Genomic DNA, 22,135 nt, shown 5'->3' on the forward strand with positions numbered 1-22,135 from the left:
TCTAATCTTATTATCGTATTTTAATTAACATCCACGTTCACACATCAACCGATGAACTTGCGTGCATTACGGAACATACGCATCCACGGCCCATCTTCACCCCAGCCATCAGGATGCCACGAGTGCTGCACGGTACGGAATACACGCTCCGGATGCGGCATCATAATGCTAAAACGCCCATCGCGCGTAGTGAGTCCGGTAATGCCCTGTGGCGAACCATTGGGGTTGAATGGATAGGTTTCCGTCGCACTCCCCGTATTGTCAACGAACCGTATACTGACCAGTTTGTCGGCAAGTACGCTGTTGACCGCACTTTCATCAGAAAATTCCGCAAAACCTTCACCATGCGCGACAGCTATCGGCATGCGGCTACCCGCCATGCCACTGAAAAACAGCGAAGGCGAATCCAGGACTTCCACCATGGCCACCCGCGCCTCGAACTGCTCGGAGCGGTTGCGCACGAAATGCGGCCAGTGGCTGGCACCGGGAATCAGGTCGCGCAGGTTGCTCATCATCTGGCAACCATTGCAAATACCCAGCGCAAAAGAATCCTCGCGCTGGAAGAAAGCTGAAAACTCATCGTTGGCGCGGCTATTGAACAGGATGGACTTGGCCCAGCCTTCGCCCGCCCCCAGCACATCGCCATAGGAGAAACCACCGCAGGCCACCACACCGGCAAAGTCCTTGAGGCTGACGCGACCGCTGATGATGTCGCTCATGTGCACATCCACCGACTGGAAGCCTGCACGATCAAACGCCGCTGCCATTTCCACCTGGCCATTGACGCCCTGCTCGCGCAGCACCGCCATGCGGGGACGCACACCGGTTGCCACATAAGGCGCTTCGATCTTGTTGGCGATATCAAAGGTCAGGTACTGATGCAGGCCGGGGTCTTGCACATCCAGAATACGGTCGTATTCCTGCTGGGCACATACCGGGTTGTCGCGCAGCTTTTGCATCTGGTAGGTGGTCTCGGACCACATGCGATGCAGATCGGTACGCAGCTCGGCAAATACCACTTCGCCATGCTGGCGGATGATGATGCCGTGATTGTTGGTCACCGGCGCGCCGAGCACATGCGCACAGCCTTGCAAAGCCTGGTTGAGCTGCTCGGCAATGGTGGATGCTTCGGTAGCGAGCACCTGAATCACGGCACCCAGCTCCTCGTTGTAAAGCACGCTGACGGCATCGCCAGACAAGGCCGAAAGATCAATATCAATGCCACAACGACCGGCAAACGCCATCTCCACCAGGGTGACAAACAGGCCGCCATCCGAACGGTCGTGGTATGCCAGCAGCTTGCCAGCGGCATTCAGCGCCTGAATCTGCTCGAAGAAGGCTTTGAGCTGTTCCGGTTTATCCAGATCGGGCGCCACGTTATCGGTGGCACCATATACCTGGGCCAAGGCAGAACCGCCCATGCGGTTGCGGCCATTACCCAGATCAATCAGTATCAGCTTGCTGTCGCCCAGATCCGTACGCAGTTGTGGCGTCAGGGTCTGGCGTGCATCGGGCGTGGGGGCAAAGGCAGTGACTACCAGCGAAATCGGGGCGGTCACGGCTTTCTTGTCGCCGCCCTCTTCCCACACGGTCTTCATGCTCATGGAATCCTTGCCGACCGGGATGCTGATGCCGAGTTGCGGACACAGCTCCATGCCCACGGCACGCACGGTATCAAACAGTGCAGCATCCTCACCGGGGTGACCGGCAGGCGCCATCCAGTTGGCAGAAAGCTTGAGGTCAGACAACTGCTCAATGCGGCTGGCAGCAATATTGGTAATGGATTCGGCAATCGCCATGCGGCCGGAAGCCGGGGCATCAATCAGTGCCAGTGGCGCTTTTTCGCCGATGGCAAAGGCTTCGCCGCGGTAGGTTTCATAGCCGGCCAGCGTCACCGCCACATCGGCCACTGGCACCTGCCATGGGCCCACCATCTGGTCGCGGGCGATCAGGCCGGTCACCGTGCGGTCACCAATGGTGATCAGGAAGGTCTTGTCAGCCACGCCAGGCAGGCGCAATACGCGCTCGGCGGCTTCTTTCAGCGACACCTTGGCATCGAAAGGCTTGAGATCGCGCTCCAGATGCGTCACGGTGCGCGTCATCTTGGGTGGCTTGCCCAGCAGCACGGACAAATCCATGTCCACCGGCTTGTTGTCAAAATGGCTGTCGGCCACGGTCAGGTGGCGTTGCTCGGTAGCATGACCAATCACGGCAAACGGGCAGCGCTCACGTTCGCAAATCTCGGCAAAGCGTGCCAGATCTTCCACCGCCACAGCCATGACATAGCGTTCCTGCGCTTCATTGCTCCACAGCTCACGCGGCGACATGCCGGGCTCTTCGTTATGCACATTGCGCAGCTCAAACAGCGCGCCCACACCGGCATCGTTCACCAGCTCGGGGAAGGCATTGGAGATACCACCAGCGCCAACGTCGTGAATACTCAGAATAGGATTGTCATCCCCCAGCTGCCAGCAGCGGTCGATAACTTCCTGCGCGCGGCGCTCAAGCTCGGGGTTGCCACGTTGCACCGAGTCAAAGTCCAGGTTTTCGGTATTGGCACCGGTATCCATACTGGATGCCGCGCCGCCGCCCAGGCCAATCAGCATGGCGGGACCGCCCAGCTGAATCAGACAGGCGCCCGGCGGAATCGGATTCTTTTTCGAATGCTTGGCCGAGATATTGCCCACACCACCCGCCAGCATGATGGGCTTGTGATAGCCGCGCAGCTCACCGGCGGCTTCCAGTTCCAGCGTACGGAAATAACCCGCGATATTGGGGCGGCCAAATTCGTTGTTATACGCGGCGCCACCCAGTGGGCCGTCAATCATGATCTGCAAGGCCGAAGCAATGCGCGATGGCTTGCCGTTATCGGTTTCCCACGGCTGCTTGAAGCCGGGAATATTGAGGTTGGACACGGAAAACCCGGTCAAACCAGCCTTGGGCTTGGAGCCGGAACCGGTCGCACCTTCGTCGCGGATTTCACCGCCAGCACCGGTAGCAGCACCGGCAAATGGCGAAATCGCCGTCGGGTGGTTATGCGTTTCCACTTTCATCAGGAAGTGCATGTCTTCCTCGATGTAGCCATACTCGCCATCGGCCTGCGGGTAAAAGCGGCGGGTGGTTTCGCCCTGCACAATCGAGGCATTGTCGGAGTACGCCACCACGGTATTGCCGGGGTTCAGCTGATGCGTATTGCGGATCATGGCAAACAGCGATTTGTCCTGCTTTACGCCATCTATCACCCAGTCGGCATTGAAAATCTTGTGCCGGCAATGCTCGGAGTTGGCTTGGGCAAACATCATCAGCTCCACATCGGTCGGGTTGCGGCCGATGCGGGTGAAGTTTTCCAGCAGGTAATCCACTTCGTCCGGCGACAGTGCCAGGCCCATCTCGCTATTGGCGGCTTCCAGTGCGGGCTTGCCACCAGCGAGAATGTCCACCGTGGCCAGCGGAGCTGGTTCGGCAATGTGATAAAGACGCGCAGCATCTTCCAGCGTCGGGAAGACGGCTTCGGTCATGCGGTCATGAATCAGCGCTTTCAGCGCCTGCTTTTCAGCCTCGGTCAGGGGCGTGCCATCGGCCGTGGCCGCATAGTAAGCCACACCGCGCTCCAGGCGCTGCATGGCTTCCAGCCCACAGTGGCGGGCAATATCGGTCGCGCGGGATGCCCAGGGCGAAATCGTGCCGGGGCGTGGCACCACCAGCAGCAACTCGCCTTGCGGCTGCTCTTCGTGCAGCTTGGGGCCATAGGTCAGAATCTTCTTCAGGGTGTCCTGCTGGGCGGTGGTCAGCGTGGTTTCGGACCAGGCAAAATGCCAGAACTCGGCATAGAGATGGCTGATACGCGGGGCGGTTGCCTTGAGCGCAGTGAGAATTTTATCGAGACGAAAATCGGAGAGTGCTGCGCTGCCGCGAAGGCTGATCATTTGGAGGCTGGACATGAATAAATTCAGGACGTTGGCAAAAATGTAATTTTACCAGAAACCGCCGCCTATTCCTCGCCTGTTGCCTGCTAAAATCCGGCGCATCATGACCACCCTGCGAGGAATCGCCATGCATCAAGGCCGCAACCCCGGCATGCTGACATTTGCCAGTATGCTGATCGCATTGTTACTAAGCAGCTGTGCCAGCAACGCTCCGCAATCGAGCGCCATGCTGCTGAAGGCGCGCTACCAGTTTGCCGATAGCAGTGAAAACGCGAGTTATTGCGTGCTGCAAAGGCTGGCCGAATCCTACCCCAACCGCACCAGCACGGTGGATCAGACCGCGCATGGCTGGGATATACGCCTGCGTGCCGATCAGCGCGTGCTGTTTGTGCTCAGCATGTCGGACGTTAAAGGCCAGAAAACGCTAGGGGAATTGTTTTTGCCTGAGGGCGATATGGGCAATACGGCCTGGATAGGCCGCATTACCTCGGCTGCCCTGCCCTGCAAGGGCAAACCGGTCTATTGATCAAGCAGGCTCGCCAGGGATGGCGCGAGTATGGCAAGGCGTTTGAGCGCTAGTCTTTCGTCTCAGGCGGCACTTGATAAGCGGTGTATTTGGCATTGCTGCCACGCGCCAGGTCAGCCGGATATTTCTTCGCGTTAAGGTCTATCTTGGCATTGGCGGCGGCAATCAGGTCAATGCCGCAGACTTCGGCAATCCGCAGCAGGTAGACAAAGGTATCGGCCAACTCATGACCAATCTCCGTCTTGCGGGCAGCATCCATGGTGGCGCTTTCTGCCGGGGTGTCCCATTGAAAATGCTCCACCACTTCCGCCGCTTCCACGATCATCGCCATCGCCAGATTTTTGGGCGTATGAAACTGCGCCCAGTCGCGCTCGGCGACAAAGGCATTTACCCGGGCACGCAGTTCATCCAGGCTGTCACTCATCGGCAGGCTTCTCCTTGCGATTGCTGCCCGCCACCATGCGGATCTCAAACAACCGGCATTCCAGCGGGCCGTTGAACAAAGGCGTGCGCTTGGAAGGCGCCAGTCGCATCAGCTTGGGCATGCGCAGATCATTGGTCAGAAAATAGGCATTCCAGCCGGCAAACTTGCGCTTGAGCGCTTCGCCCATCTTGGGGTAAAGCGCGGCCAGCTCTTCATCTTCGCCAATACGCACGCCATAAGGCGGGTTGGCGACCAGCACACCAGCTTCGGCGGGCGGCGGCACTTCCACCATATCGGCATGGCTCAGCTGCACGGCTTCCAGTAACCCAGCCTCCTGCAGGTTTTGCTTGCTGACGCGCACGGCGCGCAAATCCTGATCACTGCCGTAGATTTTCTGGAAGGTCGCAGGCTTGGCCTGGCTCTGCGCTTGCTGACGCAGGCTCTTCCATTTGTCCGCATCAAAATTCTTCAGCTTCTCAAAGCCGAAATGGCGGCGGCTGCCGGGCGCAATGTGCAAGGCCATCATGGCAGCTTCGAGCAAAAAGGTACCGCTACCGCACATCGGGTCCAGCAGCGAGGTGCCCGGCTGCCAGCCGGACAGCTTGAGGATGCCCGCGGCGAGGTTTTCACGCAACGGCGCTTCTATGCTGGCACGGCGCAAACCGCGCTGGTATAGCGCATGGCCGGAAGTATCCAGGTAAAACTGAAAATGCTCGGCAGCGAGATAGGCGTGGATGCGGACATCCGGCTCTTTGGTATCGATATAGGGACGGCTGCCCACGGCCTGGCGGAAACGGTCGCACACGGCATCCTTGATGCGCAGGGTGGCGAATTCCAGACTCTTCAGCGGGCATTTGACGCCAGTCACCTTGACCATGAAATTGCGGCCCACATCAAACCACTCCGGCCAGTTGAACTTGAGCGCGGCCTGATAAAGATCATCTTCGCTGGCATAGTTGCCGCGCACCACTTCCAGCAGCACGCGCGTCGCCAGGCGACTGTGCAGATTGACGCGGTAGCATACCGCCATGTCGCCGCCAAACGAGGCACCGCCATCGGTCACCTGCACGGCGCGCGCGCCCTGTTGCTGCAGCTCTTCGGCCAGCAGCGCTTCCAGCCCGCGTGGGCAGGTGGCAAAAAATTGATGGGATTTCATTCCGCGGACTCTCTTTCCAGCAGCAAGCGATTAGGGGTATTCGGATTATGGTCGCGCAAGCGCTCAATGAAATCCATGAATTCGATCTTGTATTCGGCTTCCAGCGCACGCGCACGTTCGCGCAGCGAGCTCCAGCGCAGATCCTGCGGCGCACGCTTGAAGGCAAATACGATGATATTGCCAGGGCGGCCGGTCGGCATGACCAGCACGCGCTGATGAAAACTTTGCTCGATGCGTTGCAGGTAGACATCAAAGTTGCGGTCCGAGCCCCACAGATTGACCACCAGCATGCCATCCAGCGTCAGCGCTTCAAAGCAGTCATCAAAGAAAGACTGGGTGCAGAGGTCCTGCGGGATGCCACGGCTGTCAAAGGCGTCGATCACCAGCACCTGCATGCTGTCGGCATTTTCGGCGACATACACGGCGCCATCGGCCTGCACGACTTCAAAACGCGCCTCGCCCGAAGGCAGGTATTCATCATGCGGCACAAAAAAGTGACTGCGTGCCACCTGGATAATGCGGGGGTTGATCTCGATCACCTTGCAGGCAATCTGCGGCAGGTACTGGTAAATGTACTTGGGCACCGAACCGCCACCAAGGCCGATCATAACCAGATTGCGCACCTGCTTGTTGAACAGCAGAAACACCATCATGCCGCGCGTGTATTTCAGCTCGAGATCATAGGGCGCCTTGACCCGCATGGAGCTTTGCACGGTATCCGAGCCCAGATGCAGCGAGCGCACGCCGTCGATCTCGCTCACATCCACGCTGTCTTCATGCGTAATGGCCCGGTGTATGCTGCGTGCGATGTTGCGTCCCATCCTAAACATGGTCCACCTCCGCCACGGGTGTCTCCACGCCTTTGAACCTGGTGTCCAGTTCCATCATGAGCGTATCCACCTGACGAATTTCCAGCTTGACGCGAGTACCCGGTGCCAGCTCCGGCAGGCTGTGCACCTTGGTGATATAGGGCAGGTTATCCAGCCGCACCAGATTCTCGCGCCACACCGTGGCGCCGATTTCCTGGATGTTTTCCTGCACCAGATATTGCAGGCACCAGTAGCGCTCCATGCGCGTCTGGAATTCATTGTAAGCATTGTAAGTCTGGTCAAAATTGCGCATGGCCGAGGCCAGCAGATCGCTGTTCGGCGGATACACCGGCAGCTCAGCGCGCAATACCGAGATCACCTGGCGCTGGTTGATCAGGTCCACCGCGCGACGCAGTGGCGAAGTGCTCCAGGCATATTGCCCGACGCCCAGGCCCTGATGCGGCTCCGCCTGCGTGGTCATGTAAACCTTGCCGCCATTCTGCGCACGGTAAATGCCGGGAATGGCATGCTCTTTCAAGAGCAGACCCCATTGGCTGTTGGCTTCTATCATCAGCTCGGCCACCAGCTTGTCCATGGGCGAACCGCGACGGCGCGCCACGATCTGCACCTTGCCGTCGGTGACATAAAAGTTGTAATCGAGCTGTGGCGGCCGCGTCGGGTCGTACTTGCCACGGGCTTTTTCCAGCGCTTCGGCCAGATTGAACAGGAACAGCAGGCGCGCCCAATAGGGATGCCCGCTATCTTCTGCCAGCGTGGCCTCGTTGAAGTAAGGCTCCAGCGCATCATGGCGCAGGTTTTCCACAATACGCACGCGCTCCACACGACTCTCGCGATGCACAATGCTGAAATCGGCCGCCACATCCAGATACAGCGACAGCGCAGGCCGCTCATGGCCTGCATTCAGGCTAAAAGGCTCAATAGCCTCTTCCGGCAGCATGGTGATCTTGTTGCCCGGCATATAGACCGTAGACAAACGGTGCAGCGCGACCGCATCCAGCGGTGAGTCCGGCAGAATACCCAGCGCCGGGGCGGCAATATGAATGCCGACGCGTGTTAGGCCATTGCCCAGCGGCGTTACCGATAGGGCATCGTCGATTTCGGTGGTGGTGCTGTCATCAATACTGAAAGCTTCGACCTCGGCCAGCGGCAGGTCGTCGACCGGCGGCAAGGCGGCCACCGCATCAAATCCGGTGCCTTTGGGGAAATATTCGCGCAGAAAAGCGCCCAGGTGGTAATCGTGTATGGAAGCGATGGCACCCGCAGCCGCCAGCACTTGCACATGCCCGGTATGGGTTTCGGCCGCCGCCTGCTCCAGCGCTTTCCATTCCATGGAGTTTTTGTCGGGATCGTAAAACAGCATGTCCAGCTTGCTGCGGAACTCTTCGGGCAGCTCACCGGCCTTCAGTTGTTCGGCAAAGGTGGCAATTTTTTCGGCTTGCAGGCGCTTCTTTTCAATCGCGGCCAGCGCGGCATTCAGGGTATCGGCAGGCGCGGCCTTGTAGTGCCCTTTGCCCTTGCGATAAAAATACACCGGCGCGCTGTGCAGACGAATCGCCACCGCAGCCGATTGCACCGGCGTGGGTTTTTGTCCGTAGTAATCCTGCGCCAGCGCATCAAAGGCAAATTCGTCCTCGCCACAGCATTCCCACAAAAACGGGATATCCAGCTGCTCAGCCTCGGCATTGGCGGCTTCCATGAAACCGGACAGGGATTGCTCAAACTTCATGAGCACATTGGCAGACTTGATCTTGGAACGTTTGCCGGTCAGGGCCTCAACCTGCAAGGAACCCGGATTCTCGGTCATGATGGCGGCAACCTTGAAGCCTCCATCCTCTTCGTAAAATACATTCATGCGTGTTTGATTCTTTTTCCGCCCTTGTGGGCATGTGGTTGACGTTTCCGGCGTTATCTCTGACACTTGAAAGCTGACAACCTTTTCAAGCCTATGGAAAACGCAGAACAATTGATTCGGGACGCCGGACAACGTCCCACGCCTTCACGTATTGCCGTACTCAATGTACTGGCGGGCGCTCAGCACGCCCTCACCCATCCTGAAATCCTGCAGGCCCTGGGCAGCGAAGCATCGTTTGACCGGGTCACTCTTTACCGCGTTCTGGACTGGCTGCTGGAGCATGGTCTGGCGCACGCTATTATGGGGCATGACCGGGCTCGCCGCTTCCAGCACACGCAAAAAAATACGCTGCATCAGCATGCTCACTTCAAATGCACCTCGTGCGGCAAGGTGTTTTGCCTGGAAGGCGTGCATGCCAGATTGCCTGCGCAGATACCCGAGCATTTTACCGTCGATTCCATCGAACTCAACATTAAAGGCTGTTGCGCCGACTGCCAGCGCGCGCAGGCCTGAGTCTCAAACCCCTGCCACTCATCCGTGGCAGCCAGTCTCACCTTCCAGCCCCTGTCTTTAACACGGCATCATTTTCATTACCTGCAACACCACCTTCATAAATGCAACTAGGTTGCATTTTTTAACACCAGGCATTAGCATGCACGGAATCGCAACATTGTTGCAAAAATAATCAGTCCCTGCTGACCCACATGCCACAAGACCTGACCCCACAACAGCTACTCGCCATGCCCGCCACCGACTACATGAACGGTAAGCAACTGGCGTACTTTGCACATCTGCTGCAAAGCCTCAAGGCCGAAATCAGCGATAACGCCGCGCATACCGGCGAGCACCTGCGCGAAACCGAAGATGCCGCCGACCCGGCCGACCGCGCCACCCAGGAAGAAGTGCGCACGTTGGAGCTGCGGGCGCGCGATCGCGAGCGCAAATTGCTGAAAAAGGTCAATGCCGCGCTGCGCCGGATTGAAGAAGGCAGCTATGGCTACTGCGAAGAAACCGGCGAAGCCATCGGCCTGGCACGCCTGCTGGCCCGCCCCACCGCCACACTGTGCGTGGAAGCCCAGGAAAGACACGAACGCCGTGAACGCCAGTTCGGGCACTGAGCGCCACCGACACCAGCCACATTCTCTAGCGAAGGACATCCCATGAAAAAACTCCCTGTCACCGTGCTCTCCGGCTTTCTCGGCGCCGGCAAAACCACGCTGCTCAACCATATTCTCAATAATCGCGAAGGTCGCCGCGTCGCGGTCATCGTCAACGACATGTCCGAAGTCAACATTGACGCGCGCCTGGTACGTGAAGGCGGCGCGGCACTATCGCGCGCCGAAGAAAAGCTGGTGGAGATGAGCAATGGCTGCATCTGCTGCACACTGCGCGAAGACCTGCTGGTGGAAATCCGCCGCCTGGCCGCCGAGGGCCGTTTTGATTATCTGCTGATCGAATCCACCGGCATCTCGGAACCACTGCCGGTGGCCGAGACGTTTACCTTCCGCGATGAAAATGATGTCGGCCTGTCGGATGTCTCGCACCTGGACACCATGGTCACCGTGGTCGATGGCTACCATTTCCTGCGCGACTACAGCTCGCGTGACTTTCTGGCAGATCGTGGCGAAACCATGGGCGAAGAAGACACGCGCACCGTGGTCGACCTGCTGGTCGAGCAGGTGGAATTCTGTGATGTGATCGTCCTCAACAAGACTGACCTCATGACGCCTGCCGAGATCGGCCAGCTGGAAGGCATACTCAAGACACTGAATCCGCGTGCCGACATCGTGCACAGCAGTTTCGGCAAGGTGCCGCTGGACCGCGTGCTGAATACCGGTCGCTTTGACTTTGAAGCGGCGCAGGATGCCCCTGGCTGGCTGAAGGAGCTGCGCGGCGAACACGTGTCTGAAACCGAGGAATATGGCATCCGCAGCTTTGTCTACCGGGCGCGCAAACCGTTTCATCCGGAGCGTCTGTGGGCATGGCTGGGGCAGGAATGGCCAGGCGTGGTCAGGTCCAAAGGCCATTTCTGGCTGGCCAGCCGTCCTGATTTCTGCGCCAACTGGTCACAAGCGGGCGCCATCTCGCGCAATGAACTGGCGGGCATGTGGTGGGCGGCTACCCCTTCTGACTATTGGCCGCAGGACGAAGAATCCCTCGCCATGATCAAGCAACGCTGGCTGGAACCCTGGGGCGACCGCCAGCAGGAACTGGTGCTGATAGGCATGAACATGGACAAATCCGCTATTCGGGCTGGGTTTGATGCCTGCCTGCTAAGCGATGAGGAAATGGCCAGCGGCGTATCCGGCTGGCGCAAACTGCCCGACCCCTTCCCGGCGTGGCATGCGGCGCATGAAGAAGAGCAAGACGCGGCATGAGCGGTTTTCCAAGCTGAAGAATCTGCGGCTACAATAGAACTTGAGCGATGTAGCCGGGTCAGGCCAGAGTCTGGTCTGGCGCATTCCTGGCAACGACACATCACCAACCTTTTAAACTCTGCCTTTTGGCCCCAAGCAACAGGTTATCCATGAGCCACGATCCTCGCATTCCCGTCACCCTGCTCACCGGCTTTCTCGGTAGCGGCAAAACCACGCTGCTGAACAAGCTGCTCAACAACCCCGGCATGAAAGATACGGCGGTGGTGATCAATGAGCTGGGCGAGGCCGGGCTGGACCACATACTGGCCCGCACCGTGGAAAGCGAGCATGTCGCCGACAACACCGTGTTACTTAGCTCGGGCTGCCTGTGTTGCACGCTGACCAATGAGCTGGCCGATACCCTGCGCGATCTGTTCTTCAAGCGCGCGTTATCGGCGATTCCCGAATTCAAACGCCTGGTGATCGAAACCACCGGCATGGCCGATCCCGGCCCCATCCTCGCCAACCTGATGAACGAACCGGTAATCAGCTCGACTTACAGACTCGATGCCGTGGTGGTCACTATCGACAGTCAATATGGCATTCAGCAGATTGAAAAGCATGGCGAAGCACGCAAGCAGGCCGCCGTGGCCGATGTGCTGCTGCTGACCAAGTCAGACCTGGCCACGCCCGAACAGCAGGAGGCGCTGGCGGCGACACTCACGGATCTCAATCCTGGCGCCACGCAACACATGATCCGCCATGGCGAGATTGAGCCCGAACACCTGATTGATGTGGGCTTGTTCAGTCAGGATGGCAAGCAGGCGCAACCACAACGCTGGTTGCGCGCCCCCACCCGCTCCAAGGCGGGCCGCGGCACGTTGCCCAAGGCCGTGCACGATGACGAGATTGTCAGCTTCACCGTCACCCTGCCCAAGCCGCTGACCTGGGATCAACTGGAGCCGGTGCTGAAATGGCTGTGCGCGACCTTTGGCGAGCAATTGCTGCGACTCAAGGGCATTATCCACGCCGAAGACCAGCCTGCGCCGATTGCCGTGCATGCCGTGCAACATACCCTCTACCCCCCCACCCTGCTGGAAGGCTGGGATGAAGACGAGCCGCTAACGCGTATTGTCTTTATTGGCAAAGGCGTCGACGAGTTGCGCGTGCGCGATGCGCTGATGCAGCTCTAGGAGCGCTGCGCAGAAAATATGCCGGAAAATATGGTTGCCCAGGCGTTGATTTCGTCTGGGCTGCTTAGGTATATCCAGAGCGCCAGAAATACAGGTACGAAAACGCGCGATTTTGCCCCCGGCAGCCCCCAGAAAATGCATGCGCCAATATGACATTTTTATGAACGTTCGGCCGCCAAGCCGCTCCAATCCGCATATTCGATTCCACACGGACAAAGCTTTACTGCTCAAAGGCTTGTCACGTCACGAAAACGTGCTATATTCCGCTCCTTTCGCCATTTCGGGCAGCCTTCGGAGGCCTATATGAAGTTCAGATTTCCTGTCGTCATCATTGATGAAGACTTTCGCTCGGAGAACTCCTCCGGTCTCGGCATACGCGTGCTGGCCAAAGCCATCGAAGAAGAAGGCTTTGAAGTGCTGGGCGTGACCAGTTATGGTGACCTGACCTCCTTTGCGCAACAGCAAAGTCGCGCCTCGGCCTTCATCCTGTCGATTGACGATGAAGAGTTTGTCGAAGAGAAGCCCGAAGCGCTGGATAACCTGCGCAAATTCGTCGACGAAATCCGCTACCGCAATGAGGAAATCCCGATTTTCCTGCATGGTGAAACCCGCACCAGCCGCCATATCCCGAATGAGATCCTGCGCGAACTGAACGGCTTCATCCACATGTTTGAAGATACGCCGGAATTCGTGGCCCGCTACATCGTGCGTGAAGCGCGTACCTATCTGGACAGCCTGCCGCCGCCGTTCTTCCGCGCGCTGACCCATTACGCAGCCGATGGCTCCTATTCCTGGCACTGCCCCGGCCACTCCGGTGGCGTGGCCTTCCTGAAATCCCCCGTCGGCCAGATGTTCCACCAGTTTTTTGGTGAAAACATGCTGCGCGCTGACGTCTGCAACGCCGTGGACGAACTGGGCCAGCTGCTGGACCATACCGGCCCGGTGGCTGCTTCCGAGCGCAATGCAGCACGCATTTTCAACTGCGACCATTTGTATTTCGTGACCAATGGCACCTCGACCTCGAACAAGATCGTGTGGAATTCCACCGTCGCCCCGGGCGATATCGTGGTGGTGGACCGCAATTGCCACAAGTCGGTGCTGCACTCCATCATCATGACCGGCGCCGTGCCGGTGTTCCTGATGCCAACGCGCAATCACTTCGGCATTATCGGGCCGATTCCCAAAGAAGAATTCGCCTGGGAAAACATCCAGAAGAAGATTGAAGCCAATCCGTTTGCCACCGACAAAAATGCCAAGCCACGGGTACTGACGATTACGCAGTCTACCTACGACGGCGTGCTCTACAACGTGGAAGAAATCAAGGAAATGCTGGATGGCAAGATCGACACCCTGCATTTTGATGAAGCCTGGCTGCCACACGCCACCTTCCATGACTTTTACGGTGACTACCACGCCATTGGCGCTGACCGCCCGCGCTGCAAAGACTCAATGGTGTTCTCCACCCAGTCCACGCACAAGCTGCTGGCCGGCCTGAGCCAGGCATCGCAGATTCTGGTGCAGGATGCAGAAGACAACCGCCTGGACCGCGATGTATTCAATGAAGCCTATCTGATGCACACCTCCACCAGCCCGCAATATTCGATTATTGCCAGCTGCGATGTAGCTGCCGCCATGATGGAAGCCCCGGGCGGCAAAGCCCTGGTGGAAGAATCCATCATGGAAGCCCTGGATTTCCGCCGCGCCATGCGCAAGGTAGACGAAGAATGGGGCAGCGACTGGTGGTTCAAGGTCTGGGGCCCGGACGACTTGTCCGAAGAAGGCATTGAAGAGCGCGAAGCCTGGATGCTGAAAGCCGGCGAACGCTGGCACGGCTTCGGCAATCTGGCCGAAGGCTTCAACATGCTGGATCCGATCAAGGCCACTATCATCACGCCTGGGCTGGATGTGGATGGCTCGTTCTCGGACGAGTTTGGCATCCCCGCCGCCATCGTCACCAAGTATTTGGCCGAGCACGGCGTTATCGTGGAAAAGACCGGTCTTTATTCGTTCTTCATCATGTTCACCATCGGCATTACCAAGGGCCGTTGGAACACCATGGTCGCCGCCTTGCAGCAGTTCAAGGATGATTACGACAAGAACCAGCCGCTGTGGAAAGTGCTGCCGGAGTTTGTTGCCAAGCAGCCCCGCTATGAGCGCATTGGCCTCAAGGATTTGTGTACGCAGATTCACGAAGTGTATCGCGCCAACGACGTGGCACGTCTGACCACCGAAATGTATCTGTCCAACATGATTCCAGCCATGAAGCCGACCGATGCATTTGCGCGCATGGCGCACCGCAAGATTGACCGCGTGCAGATTGACGAACTGGAAGGTCGCATCACTGCCGTGCTGCTGACGCCTTACCCGCCTGGCATTCCATTGCTGATTCCGGGTGAGCAGTTCAATGCGATCATCGTGAATTACCTGCGCTTTGCCCGCGATTTCAATGAGCGCTTCCCTGGCTTTGAAACCGATGTGCATGGCCTGGTAAAACAAGTGGTGGATGGCAAAGCGTATTACTACGTGGATTGCGTGGCGGCTTAAAACCATGACGCGCTGATCTTTCGGGTCAGCGCGCTACATGCGCCTATCTGAAAACGCCTGCTAGCAGGCGTTTTTCTTGAGACTTACCGGTTCATCGCGGCCGCCTTCGATTAGCGGGTAGTGTCTGCCTCAAGTTTGGCCTGCAGAGCCTGGGCAATGCACCATCCCACGTAAACCCAATCCCCCCGCAGCTGCTGCCGAAATAGCCGAAACGTGGGATACCAGGGGCTGTCGTCCCGGGTCGTCATCCAGCGCCAGTCGGTCATGTAATGCGGCAACATCAGCCAGCATGGCTTTCCGAGTGCTCCAGCCAAGTGGGCGACGGCGGTATCCACGGAAATCACCAGATCAAGGCCCGTGATCACGGCAGCGGTATCGGCAAAATCCACCATCACTTCGGGCAAATCCTTCATTCCGATAACTTTTGCACAGGACTCACCCACAGGAGTTTGCTGCAGACGAAATAAATGCACCCCGGAAATTTGCCGCAAAGGGCTCAACACAGCCAGGGTTGAGAGTGACCGATCAGCGTCATTTTCAAACTGGGGGTTACCCTGCCAGACCAGCCCTACTTTCAAGCCGCTCTCAGGAAGCAATGCCTGCCACTGCGTGGCGAGTTCTTCGTTAACGCGCAGGTAAGGTGTCTCTGCCGGAATATTGTCTATGCGCGTGCCAAACAAACGTGGCAGGCTCAGGAGCGGGCACCAATAGTCGCACTGCGCCTTGGTCGGATTAGTCAACACCTGCTCGAATACCGGCTGCATGGCAAACAATCGCTCCAGCGCGGGCGGGCAGACAATATGCAAACGCACCGACCACTGCTGTTGCAACAAGATGGCATAGCGGCAAAAATGCAGCGCATCGCCATGACCACCTTCGCAGACCAGCAACAGACTTTTACCGCTTAGCGGCTCGCCTTGCCAGCGTGGCGCGTCGATGAAGCCTGCCTGCGCGGGCATGGTACGCGCTTCAATACACTCCCAGCCTTCTTCAAAACGGCCTTGCCTCAGCAATAAATAACTCAGGTTGAATCTCGCCTTGCGATAATCAGGATTCAGCATCAGGGCCTGGCGATGACAACGCTCGGCTTCGTGATCGCGCTGCATGGCGGTGTAAAGAATCCCCAGATTCGTCCATGGCGCCGGTTGGTCAGGATGCTGCCGGATGGTTTGCTGGTAAATGGCCTCAACTTCATCAAAGCGACTCTGGCTCTGCAACATGACACCCAGATTCAGTGCCGCATTCAGCAACGAGGGTGCCAGCGCCATGGAGCGCCGATACGCCTCTTCCGCCGCATCAGGGTAACCTCGCTGCTCCAGCACATAGCCAAGATTACAAAGTGCTTCAGCATAGTCCGGATCGATCTCCAGCGCCTGGCGCAACGCCTGCTCAGCCTCTTGCCAATGCTGGATACGCATGTAGGCCAAGGCCTGGGCAAACCATGCGGTGGACTCAGCCTGTGACGTCTTCTCAGTTTCGGTCATGTTTTCAGCCACCATGATGCATCACCCGTGATTAAGTCTGAATCAAACGATCGTATGTCAGGTACCGATAGATAAGGCCATTGACACTGACATGGCGTTCTTCTGCCACCAGTCTCCACAAGGAGTAGTCAATGGCGGGGAAAAAAGCATCCCCGGAAAAACTGGCCTCAATCTCAGTGATATACAACCTGTCTGCCTGGACCAGGCCTTCACGGTAAAGTTCTGCCCCACCGATGAGGAACACTTCGTCATCTCCTGCGGACTGCAAAATGGCATCCTGCAGGGAGCTTGCAATCAGCGCGCCTTCAACCCGATAGTCAGCATTGCGCGTGACAATGACGGTAGTGCGGCCCGGCAACAGGCGGTTCAGTGACTCATAGGTTTTTCGGCCCATGATGATATGATGGCCCATGGTCAAGGCGCGAAAGCGCTTGAGGTCTTCGGGCAAATGCCAAGGCAGGGTATTATTGACCCCGATAACGCCATCATGCGCGATGGCTACGATAAGAGAGAGTTTGGGCATGGCGGTATTATACTGCCCGGCCCCTGAATGCCGAACGGCAACGGACACACAGGGTCACATTCGCCCATTCATGAAAAATCGCCGGTCCATATGGCGGCAAGCTCAGGCAAGCCAGGCATGGCCTGAACATTGGAGATTGATTAGTTGCGCATTGCTTATCCTCGATCATTTTTAAAGCTATTGCTGTTTGGTTTTGCACTCACCATGCTCCCATTGCTATTTGCCTTCGGCAATGCGGCGGTTTACCTGGACAGACTCGCCGATAAAAGTCGCACGACCGTGGCGCAATCGGTGCAGGCCACCCGCGCCAGCCGGGCGATTGCTGAACAACTCATGCTGATGGAGCGCAGCGCCCGTCAGTATTTTGTGCTGCATGACGTGCAATTGCTGGTGAACTTCACGCGTGCACACGAGCAGTTTGCCGATGCGATTGATGAGCTGAGCGGCCTCAGCATTACGGCGAGCCAGGCCGAGGCGCTGAAAGCAATCAACCAGCAGGAAGACAAGCTCTACGACACGGTGGTGCAATTGCAGCCCACCCCGGAAACGGCCAAGGCAGCCATTGCCGAATTCCTGGATTTATCCGATCAGGCGCAGAATATCCTGCGTGAAAACAATCGTCTGATTGACCGCGAGTCAGCGATCCTGGCGCGCACGGCCGAGCAAACCCAGGAAATGCTGATTAGCCAGACCATGACGCTTATCCCGGTAGCGCTACTGGTTGCCGCCGTGATCACATTCCTGGTCGCACAACCCATCAAGCGCATGGATGCCGCCATCCGGCGGCTGGGCGAAGGCAAATACGATGAACCCATCAGCATTGATGGCCCGGGCGACCTGCATAACCTGGGCATACGCCTGGACTGGCTGCGGGCGCAGCTGGACGAGCTCAATCAGCAAAAACAACGTTTCTTGCGCCACGTATCGCACGAGCTGAAAACGCCTCTCACCGCCATCCGCGAAGGCAGCGAACTGCTGAGCGATGAAATTGGTGGCGCCCTGAGTCCGCAGCAGAAAGAAATCGCCAACATCCTGCGCGAAAGCAGCATGCGCCTGCAAAAAATGATAGAAAACCTGCTGAATTATTCCGCCGTGCAGTATCAGAAACCGCAGCTGGAATTAAGCGGATTTGACTTCCCCACCCTGCTGGAAAATGTGTTGAATTCGTATGCGCTGACCATGAGCAGCAAGCAGATTACTATTGAGCGCGACTGCGAAACCGTGCACCTCAAGGCTGATGCAGAAAAAGTCGCCACCATCGTCGACAACCTGATTTCGAATGCCATCAAGTACACGCCAAAATCCGGCACCATCCGCTTGCGCACCCGGCAAACTAATGACAGTCTGGTGTTTGAAGTCCATGATGGCGGCCCGGGCGTCATGGCGGCGGACAAGGCAAAACTGTTTGATCCTTTTTACAAAGGGAACGGCGTCTATGAAAGTCTGGTCAGTGGAAGCGGGCTAGGCTTGTCGATTGCCAAAGAATATGTAGATGCGCACGGTGGCGAGATCATGCTGCTGCCATCGGACCATGGTGCCCACTTCCAGGTGCGCCTGCCGTTGCATCCGGCCAGTAAAGCCGCCTAGTCCACTCAAGCCTTGCCCTTATTGCCGTCCTTCATGGCATGTCAGCAATATGCCTCACCCCGCGTGGTCAGGCATATCGGCATTAATACGAATTTTTAGGAGAATATTCCATGAAGACTACCGCCCTTTATCCGGGCCTGACCCGAGCAGCATTGCCGCTATTCACCGCGCTGCTGTTAAATGCCTGCGCGCCGGTCTCAACCAAACCACAGGCTCCGGTTACCGAGTCTGCGACCACGCACCACGAACATAGCAGCAAAACCGAGGTCAAAGCGGAAACCCCCGTGGTCAACAACAATGCCTTGCTGGAGTACGCGCAGTATTTCACCGACCTGCCCGCCGATACTCAGAAAAAGGAGGTCGCCATCCTGAGCACAAGCAATGGCAAGGAAAAACTGCCACTGCTCACGCGCAGCAAGCTGGCGATTGCTTATGCACTGCCCTCCAGCAAAACGCGTGATTCGCAGAAGGCCCAAATCTTGCTGGATGAATTACTGACAGAGAAAACGTTGTCTGCCGATGAAAAGAATCTGTTTGGTCTGTTGCGCGACTTCGTTGGCGAAAACCTTCGATTGGTAAGCCGCGTGCGCGATGAGCAAAAGCGCGCGGATACGGCCCAGACCGGCATGATGAACCTGCAGAAAAAACTGGATGACCTCAAGGATATTGAAAAAACCATGATAGATCGTGACCAAGGACCGAAGAAATGAGTGTTTTGGCTTTATCGCCCGTCACTGGCCGCAAGATTCTGGCTGTAGACGACGATCCCGACATTCTCAAACTGCTGGAAATGCGGCTGGTGGCTGCTGGCTACCAGGTTGTCACCGCTGCCAATGGCGAAGAAGCGCTGGCGCATATCGGGGTGAGTCGCCCCGCACTGGTGATCAGCGATCTGCGCATGCCGCGCATGGATGGCCTGGCGCTGTTTGATGCCATCCATCAGGCGGATCCTGCCCTGCCCGTCATCCTGCTCACCGCGCACGGCTCAATTCCGGAAGCGGTGGATGCCACCCGGCGTGGCGTGTTTGGCTTTTTGACCAAACCATTTGACAGCAAATCTCTGTTGCAACAGGTGGAAGCGGCCTTGCGGCTAACGGCAGGCGCACATGTCACGGCAGACAGCACGGAAGATCAAAGCTGGCGCGAAGCCATTATTACGCGCAGTCCGCACATGGAAAACCTGCTGAGCCAGGCCAAATTGATGGCCATGTCGGACGCCAGTGTGTTTATTCAAGGCGACAGTGGTACCGGCAAGGAACTGCTGGCGCGTGCCATACACAAAGCCAGTCCGCGCAATCGTCGCCCGTTTGTGGCGATCAACTGTGGCGCGATCCCCGAAGCCCTGCTTGAATCCGAGCTGTTTGGTCATACCAAAGGCGCCTTTACCGGCGCCGTCAGGGATAACAAAGGCCTGTTCCAGAGCGCGGAGGGCGGCACGATTTTCCTCGATGAAATCGGCGACATGCCCATGCCCTTGCAGGTCAAGCTGCTACGGGCATTACAAGAGCGCGTGATACGGCCTGTGGGCTCCAACACCTCGATTGCGGTGGATGTACGGATTATTTCGGCCACGCATAAAAACCTCGCCGAAGAAATGAAAGCCGGGCGCTTCCGTGAGGATTTGTATTACCGCATCAACGTGGTATCGCTGGACATCCCTTCTCTGGCAGGCAGGCGCGAGGACATCCCCCTCTTGGCCAATAACTTCCTCCATGCCTTGAGCACCAAATACGGCAAAAACCTCAATGGCTTTTCACCCGACGCCATGGAGTTGCTGATTGCAGCGCCGTGGCCGGGCAATGTCCGGCAATTGCAAAACATCGTGGAACAGACGGTGGTGTTATCGACCACACCGCTGGTATCCACCTCCCTGGTACAAAAGGCCCTGCAGGACGATATCGGCGGCATTGTGCCATTTGAGATTGCGCGCAAGAACTTTGAGCGTGACTACCTTATCAAGCTGCTCAAGGCCACCAATGGCGGCGTCACGCAAGCTGCCAGACTGGCTCAACGTAATCGCACTGAGTTCTACAAGCTGCTGCAACGGCATCAACTGACCCCGGCGTTGTTCAAAGACGACACCAGCGGCCAAGCTGCCTAGTTTTCGCGACACACATTCCTATTTAAATTCAACGCCTTACAAAACACCCCCTGCGGAACGTCGCCATTCAGCGACGATTCCACCGCGGGTTCAAAATCCTAAATTTCAATTAATCACTTGATTTAAAACAATATTTTCATGTTGGCACGCTACTTGCCATATCTCTTGTGAGCAATGTAAGCAAACCAACATGAAAAACAAGCCATCTACATTTAATCTGAAAACCACTGCCCTGACGCTGAGCCTGGCTCTGTGCGCCTACAGCGCATCCGGGATTGCGGCTAACGCTGATCGTCCACTGGTGCAGCCTTTTGCCAGCGCTTTCAGCAAGCTGGACAGCAATCAGGATCACCGTCTGAACCACGATGAGGCGGTTCAGGATCAAGACCTCGCACAGCATTTCGAAAATGCCGATATCGACCGCAATGGCAGTTTGAGCGAGCAGGAATTTGAGCAGTTCAAGCTAGCTGCCCAGCAAGCCCGCATGGAAGCATTTCTGGACGATACCGAAGTCACCGAAAAGATTCGCGATGAACTGGTGCACGATAGCCACACCAAATCGCTCAACATCAGTGTGGAAACCTATAAAGGTGAAGTGATATTGAGCGGCTTTGTCGATACGGATCAGCAAGCACATCGCGCGGTGGAAATTGCATCCTCCGTGCAGGGTGTGCAAACGGTTAAAAACAGTTTGGTTGTTAAGGGGTAAATCACATGCTTAAGAACAAGATGAATACGAAAATTACCCACGCCTGCGCAGCCTTGGCGCTGGTTTGTGCCTTCAGCACCTCGGCCCAGGCCGAAGGCTTTATGGAGGTGAATGGACCCTCGATTCTCGGTGGCGCACTGGGCGGCGGTGCCGGCGCCATAGTCGGCTCCTCCATCGGTGGGCGTGATGGCGCGATCATCGGCGGCGCCATTGGTGCGGCCGCAGGTGTGGCGATTGCGTCGCAGACACCACGCTATCAGGCAGAGCCTCGCTATCGCCCCGCCCCACGGGTGTATTACCAACCTGCACCGCGCGTCTACTATCAGCCAGCCCCACGCGGTTACATGGTGTATGAGCGCGACTGGCGCGGTCCACGTCATCACGACCACGGCCATGGTCACGACAGATACTATCGTTATCAAGGTTACGGATACTAAGGGAGGGTATTACCATGAAAAATCCTAATCCACGCAAAACGCATCCACTGGTTCTGGTTGCCGCCGTCGCACTGACAATCTTCAGTCTGCTTGGCAGCGCGGCAATTACCGGTCTGATTCCAGTGCATTCCGAAAAACAGGATGCGGCGCAAAGCCTGACTGATGGCCGTCACCGTGACGCCGCCATTGCCAAGCCCCAGGCCGCTGCTGCGCCGGTTCCCGATCAGCATTCGTCAGCTTGCAGCAGCTGCGGCACGATTATTTCGATACGCACGGTAGAGGGCGAAGCCCTGCAGCATCCACTGCAACAACCCGCCCTGCAGGCGCGTGATGGCGAAAAACTGACCGCCTACATCATCCAGGTGCGCATGGCAGATGGCGTGACGCATACCATTACGCAACTTGACCGTCCCCGACTCGCCGTGGGTGAGCAAGTCCGGCTTAGCATAGGGCGCCAGCTTAACGCTTAACGTTTCCCCGTGGCGG

General features: G+C 57.4%; 19 protein-coding genes. 12 read left to right on the plus strand and 7 right to left on the minus strand.

Annotation, left to right across the window (positions count from 1 at the left end):
* Positions 1 to 44 precede the first annotated feature (44 nt).
* On the minus strand, positions 45 to 3,941 hold the full coding sequence (gene purL / locus FNL37_RS09705; RefSeq protein WP_159355984.1) for a phosphoribosylformylglycinamidine synthase: 3,897 nt from the start codon (positions 3,939 to 3,941) through the stop codon (positions 45 to 47).
* Between the two features lie 88 nt (positions 3,942 to 4,029).
* Here purL and FNL37_RS09710 point away from each other — a divergent pair, with 88 nt between their 5' ends.
* Positions 4,030 to 4,452: a hypothetical protein gene (locus FNL37_RS09710; protein ID WP_159355985.1), complete on the plus strand. Its 423-nt coding sequence runs from the start codon at positions 4,030 to 4,032 to the stop codon at positions 4,450 to 4,452.
* Positions 4,453 to 4,501: 49 nt separating this feature from the next.
* Here FNL37_RS09710 and FNL37_RS09715 read toward each other — a convergent pair whose 3' ends face one another.
* Genes FNL37_RS09715 through FNL37_RS09730 form a run of 4 tightly spaced genes read right to left on the minus strand, consistent with a single transcriptional unit; the run spans position 4,502 to position 8,714 of the window.
* On the minus strand, positions 4,502 to 4,876 hold the full coding sequence (locus FNL37_RS09715; RefSeq protein WP_159355986.1) for a nucleotide pyrophosphohydrolase: 375 nt from the start codon (positions 4,874 to 4,876) through the stop codon (positions 4,502 to 4,504).
* Entirely contained in the window at positions 4,869 to 6,032 is a 1,164-nt protein-coding gene (locus FNL37_RS09720; protein ID WP_015829693.1) for a THUMP domain-containing class I SAM-dependent RNA methyltransferase, read from the minus strand. The genes FNL37_RS09715 and FNL37_RS09720 overlap by 8 nt, the downstream gene beginning before the upstream one ends.
* A complete protein-coding gene (locus FNL37_RS09725) occupies positions 6,029 to 6,862 on the minus strand; it encodes a polyamine aminopropyltransferase (protein ID WP_015829692.1) in 834 nt (277 codons plus the stop codon). The genes FNL37_RS09720 and FNL37_RS09725 overlap by 4 nt, the downstream gene beginning before the upstream one ends.
* A complete protein-coding gene (locus FNL37_RS09730) occupies positions 6,855 to 8,714 on the minus strand; it encodes a ribonuclease catalytic domain-containing protein (RefSeq protein WP_159355987.1) in 1,860 nt (619 codons plus the stop codon). The genes FNL37_RS09725 and FNL37_RS09730 overlap by 8 nt, the downstream gene beginning before the upstream one ends.
* Before the next feature lie 66 nt (positions 8,715 to 8,780).
* Between FNL37_RS09730 and FNL37_RS09735 the strand changes: the two genes are divergently transcribed.
* The 5 genes from FNL37_RS09735 to FNL37_RS09755 all read left to right on the plus strand — a co-directional run bounded on the left by FNL37_RS09735 (position 8,781) and on the right by FNL37_RS09755 (position 14,808).
* Complete coding sequence (locus FNL37_RS09735) at positions 8,781 to 9,227, plus strand: Fur family transcriptional regulator (RefSeq protein ID WP_148211143.1); 447 nt, start codon at positions 8,781 to 8,783, stop codon at positions 9,225 to 9,227.
* 191 nt (positions 9,228 to 9,418) lie between these two features.
* Positions 9,419 to 9,832 carry an RNA polymerase-binding protein DksA gene (dksA, locus tag FNL37_RS09740; protein ID WP_159355988.1) on the plus strand — a complete coding sequence of 138 codons (414 nt, stop codon included), beginning with the start codon at positions 9,419 to 9,421 and terminating at the stop codon, positions 9,830 to 9,832.
* Between the two features lie 42 nt (positions 9,833 to 9,874).
* Complete coding sequence (gene zigA, locus FNL37_RS09745) at positions 9,875 to 11,092, plus strand: zinc metallochaperone GTPase ZigA (RefSeq protein WP_159355989.1); 1,218 nt, start codon at positions 9,875 to 9,877, stop codon at positions 11,090 to 11,092.
* Positions 11,093 to 11,241: 149 nt separating this feature from the next.
* Complete coding sequence (locus tag FNL37_RS09750) at positions 11,242 to 12,264, plus strand: CobW family GTP-binding protein (RefSeq protein WP_159355990.1); 1,023 nt, start codon at positions 11,242 to 11,244, stop codon at positions 12,262 to 12,264.
* Positions 12,265 to 12,567: 303 nt separating this feature from the next.
* Complete coding sequence (locus tag FNL37_RS09755; protein ID WP_013441716.1) at positions 12,568 to 14,808, plus strand: arginine/lysine/ornithine decarboxylase; 2,241 nt, start codon at positions 12,568 to 12,570, stop codon at positions 14,806 to 14,808.
* Positions 14,809 to 14,918: 110 nt separating this feature from the next.
* On the opposite strand, the gene FNL37_RS09760 is transcribed toward FNL37_RS09755, so the two are convergent.
* On the minus strand, positions 14,919 to 16,292 hold the full coding sequence (locus FNL37_RS09760; protein WP_244948259.1) for a tetratricopeptide repeat protein: 1,374 nt from the start codon (positions 16,290 to 16,292) through the stop codon (positions 14,919 to 14,921).
* Positions 16,293 to 16,323: 31 nt separating this feature from the next.
* Positions 16,324 to 16,815 carry a dihydrofolate reductase gene (locus FNL37_RS09765; protein WP_159355992.1) on the minus strand — a complete coding sequence of 164 codons (492 nt, stop codon included), beginning with the start codon at positions 16,813 to 16,815 and terminating at the stop codon, positions 16,324 to 16,326.
* Between the two features lie 204 nt (positions 16,816 to 17,019).
* Here FNL37_RS09765 and FNL37_RS09770 point away from each other — a divergent pair, with 204 nt between their 5' ends.
* The 6 genes from FNL37_RS09770 (at position 17,020) to FNL37_RS09795 (ending at position 22,119) form a co-directional block, all read left to right on the plus strand.
* A complete protein-coding gene (locus FNL37_RS09770; RefSeq protein ID WP_238525839.1) occupies positions 17,020 to 18,402 on the plus strand; it encodes a sensor histidine kinase in 1,383 nt (460 codons plus the stop codon).
* A gap of 110 nt (positions 18,403 to 18,512) precedes the next feature.
* A complete protein-coding gene (locus tag FNL37_RS09775; RefSeq protein WP_159355993.1) occupies positions 18,513 to 19,112 on the plus strand; it encodes a hypothetical protein in 600 nt (199 codons plus the stop codon).
* Positions 19,109 to 20,503: a sigma 54-interacting transcriptional regulator gene (locus tag FNL37_RS09780; protein WP_013441711.1), complete on the plus strand. Its 1,395-nt coding sequence runs from the start codon at positions 19,109 to 19,111 to the stop codon at positions 20,501 to 20,503. Before FNL37_RS09775 ends, FNL37_RS09780 begins: the two co-directional genes overlap by 4 nt.
* A 190-nt stretch (positions 20,504 to 20,693) precedes the next feature.
* Positions 20,694 to 21,212, plus strand: coding sequence for a BON domain-containing protein (locus FNL37_RS09785; RefSeq protein WP_159355994.1), 519 nt, complete (start codon positions 20,694 to 20,696; stop codon positions 21,210 to 21,212).
* 5 nt (positions 21,213 to 21,217) lie between these two features.
* A complete protein-coding gene (locus FNL37_RS09790; protein ID WP_159355995.1) occupies positions 21,218 to 21,649 on the plus strand; it encodes a glycine zipper domain-containing protein in 432 nt (143 codons plus the stop codon).
* A gap of 14 nt (positions 21,650 to 21,663) precedes the next feature.
* On the plus strand, positions 21,664 to 22,119 hold the full coding sequence (locus FNL37_RS09795; protein WP_013441708.1) for a hypothetical protein: 456 nt from the start codon (positions 21,664 to 21,666) through the stop codon (positions 22,117 to 22,119).
* Positions 22,120 to 22,135: the final 16 nt, after the last annotated feature.

Source organism: Methylovorus glucosotrophus (assembly GCF_009858335.1).
Classification (GTDB): domain Bacteria; phylum Pseudomonadota; class Gammaproteobacteria; order Burkholderiales; family Methylophilaceae; genus Methylovorus; species Methylovorus glucosotrophus.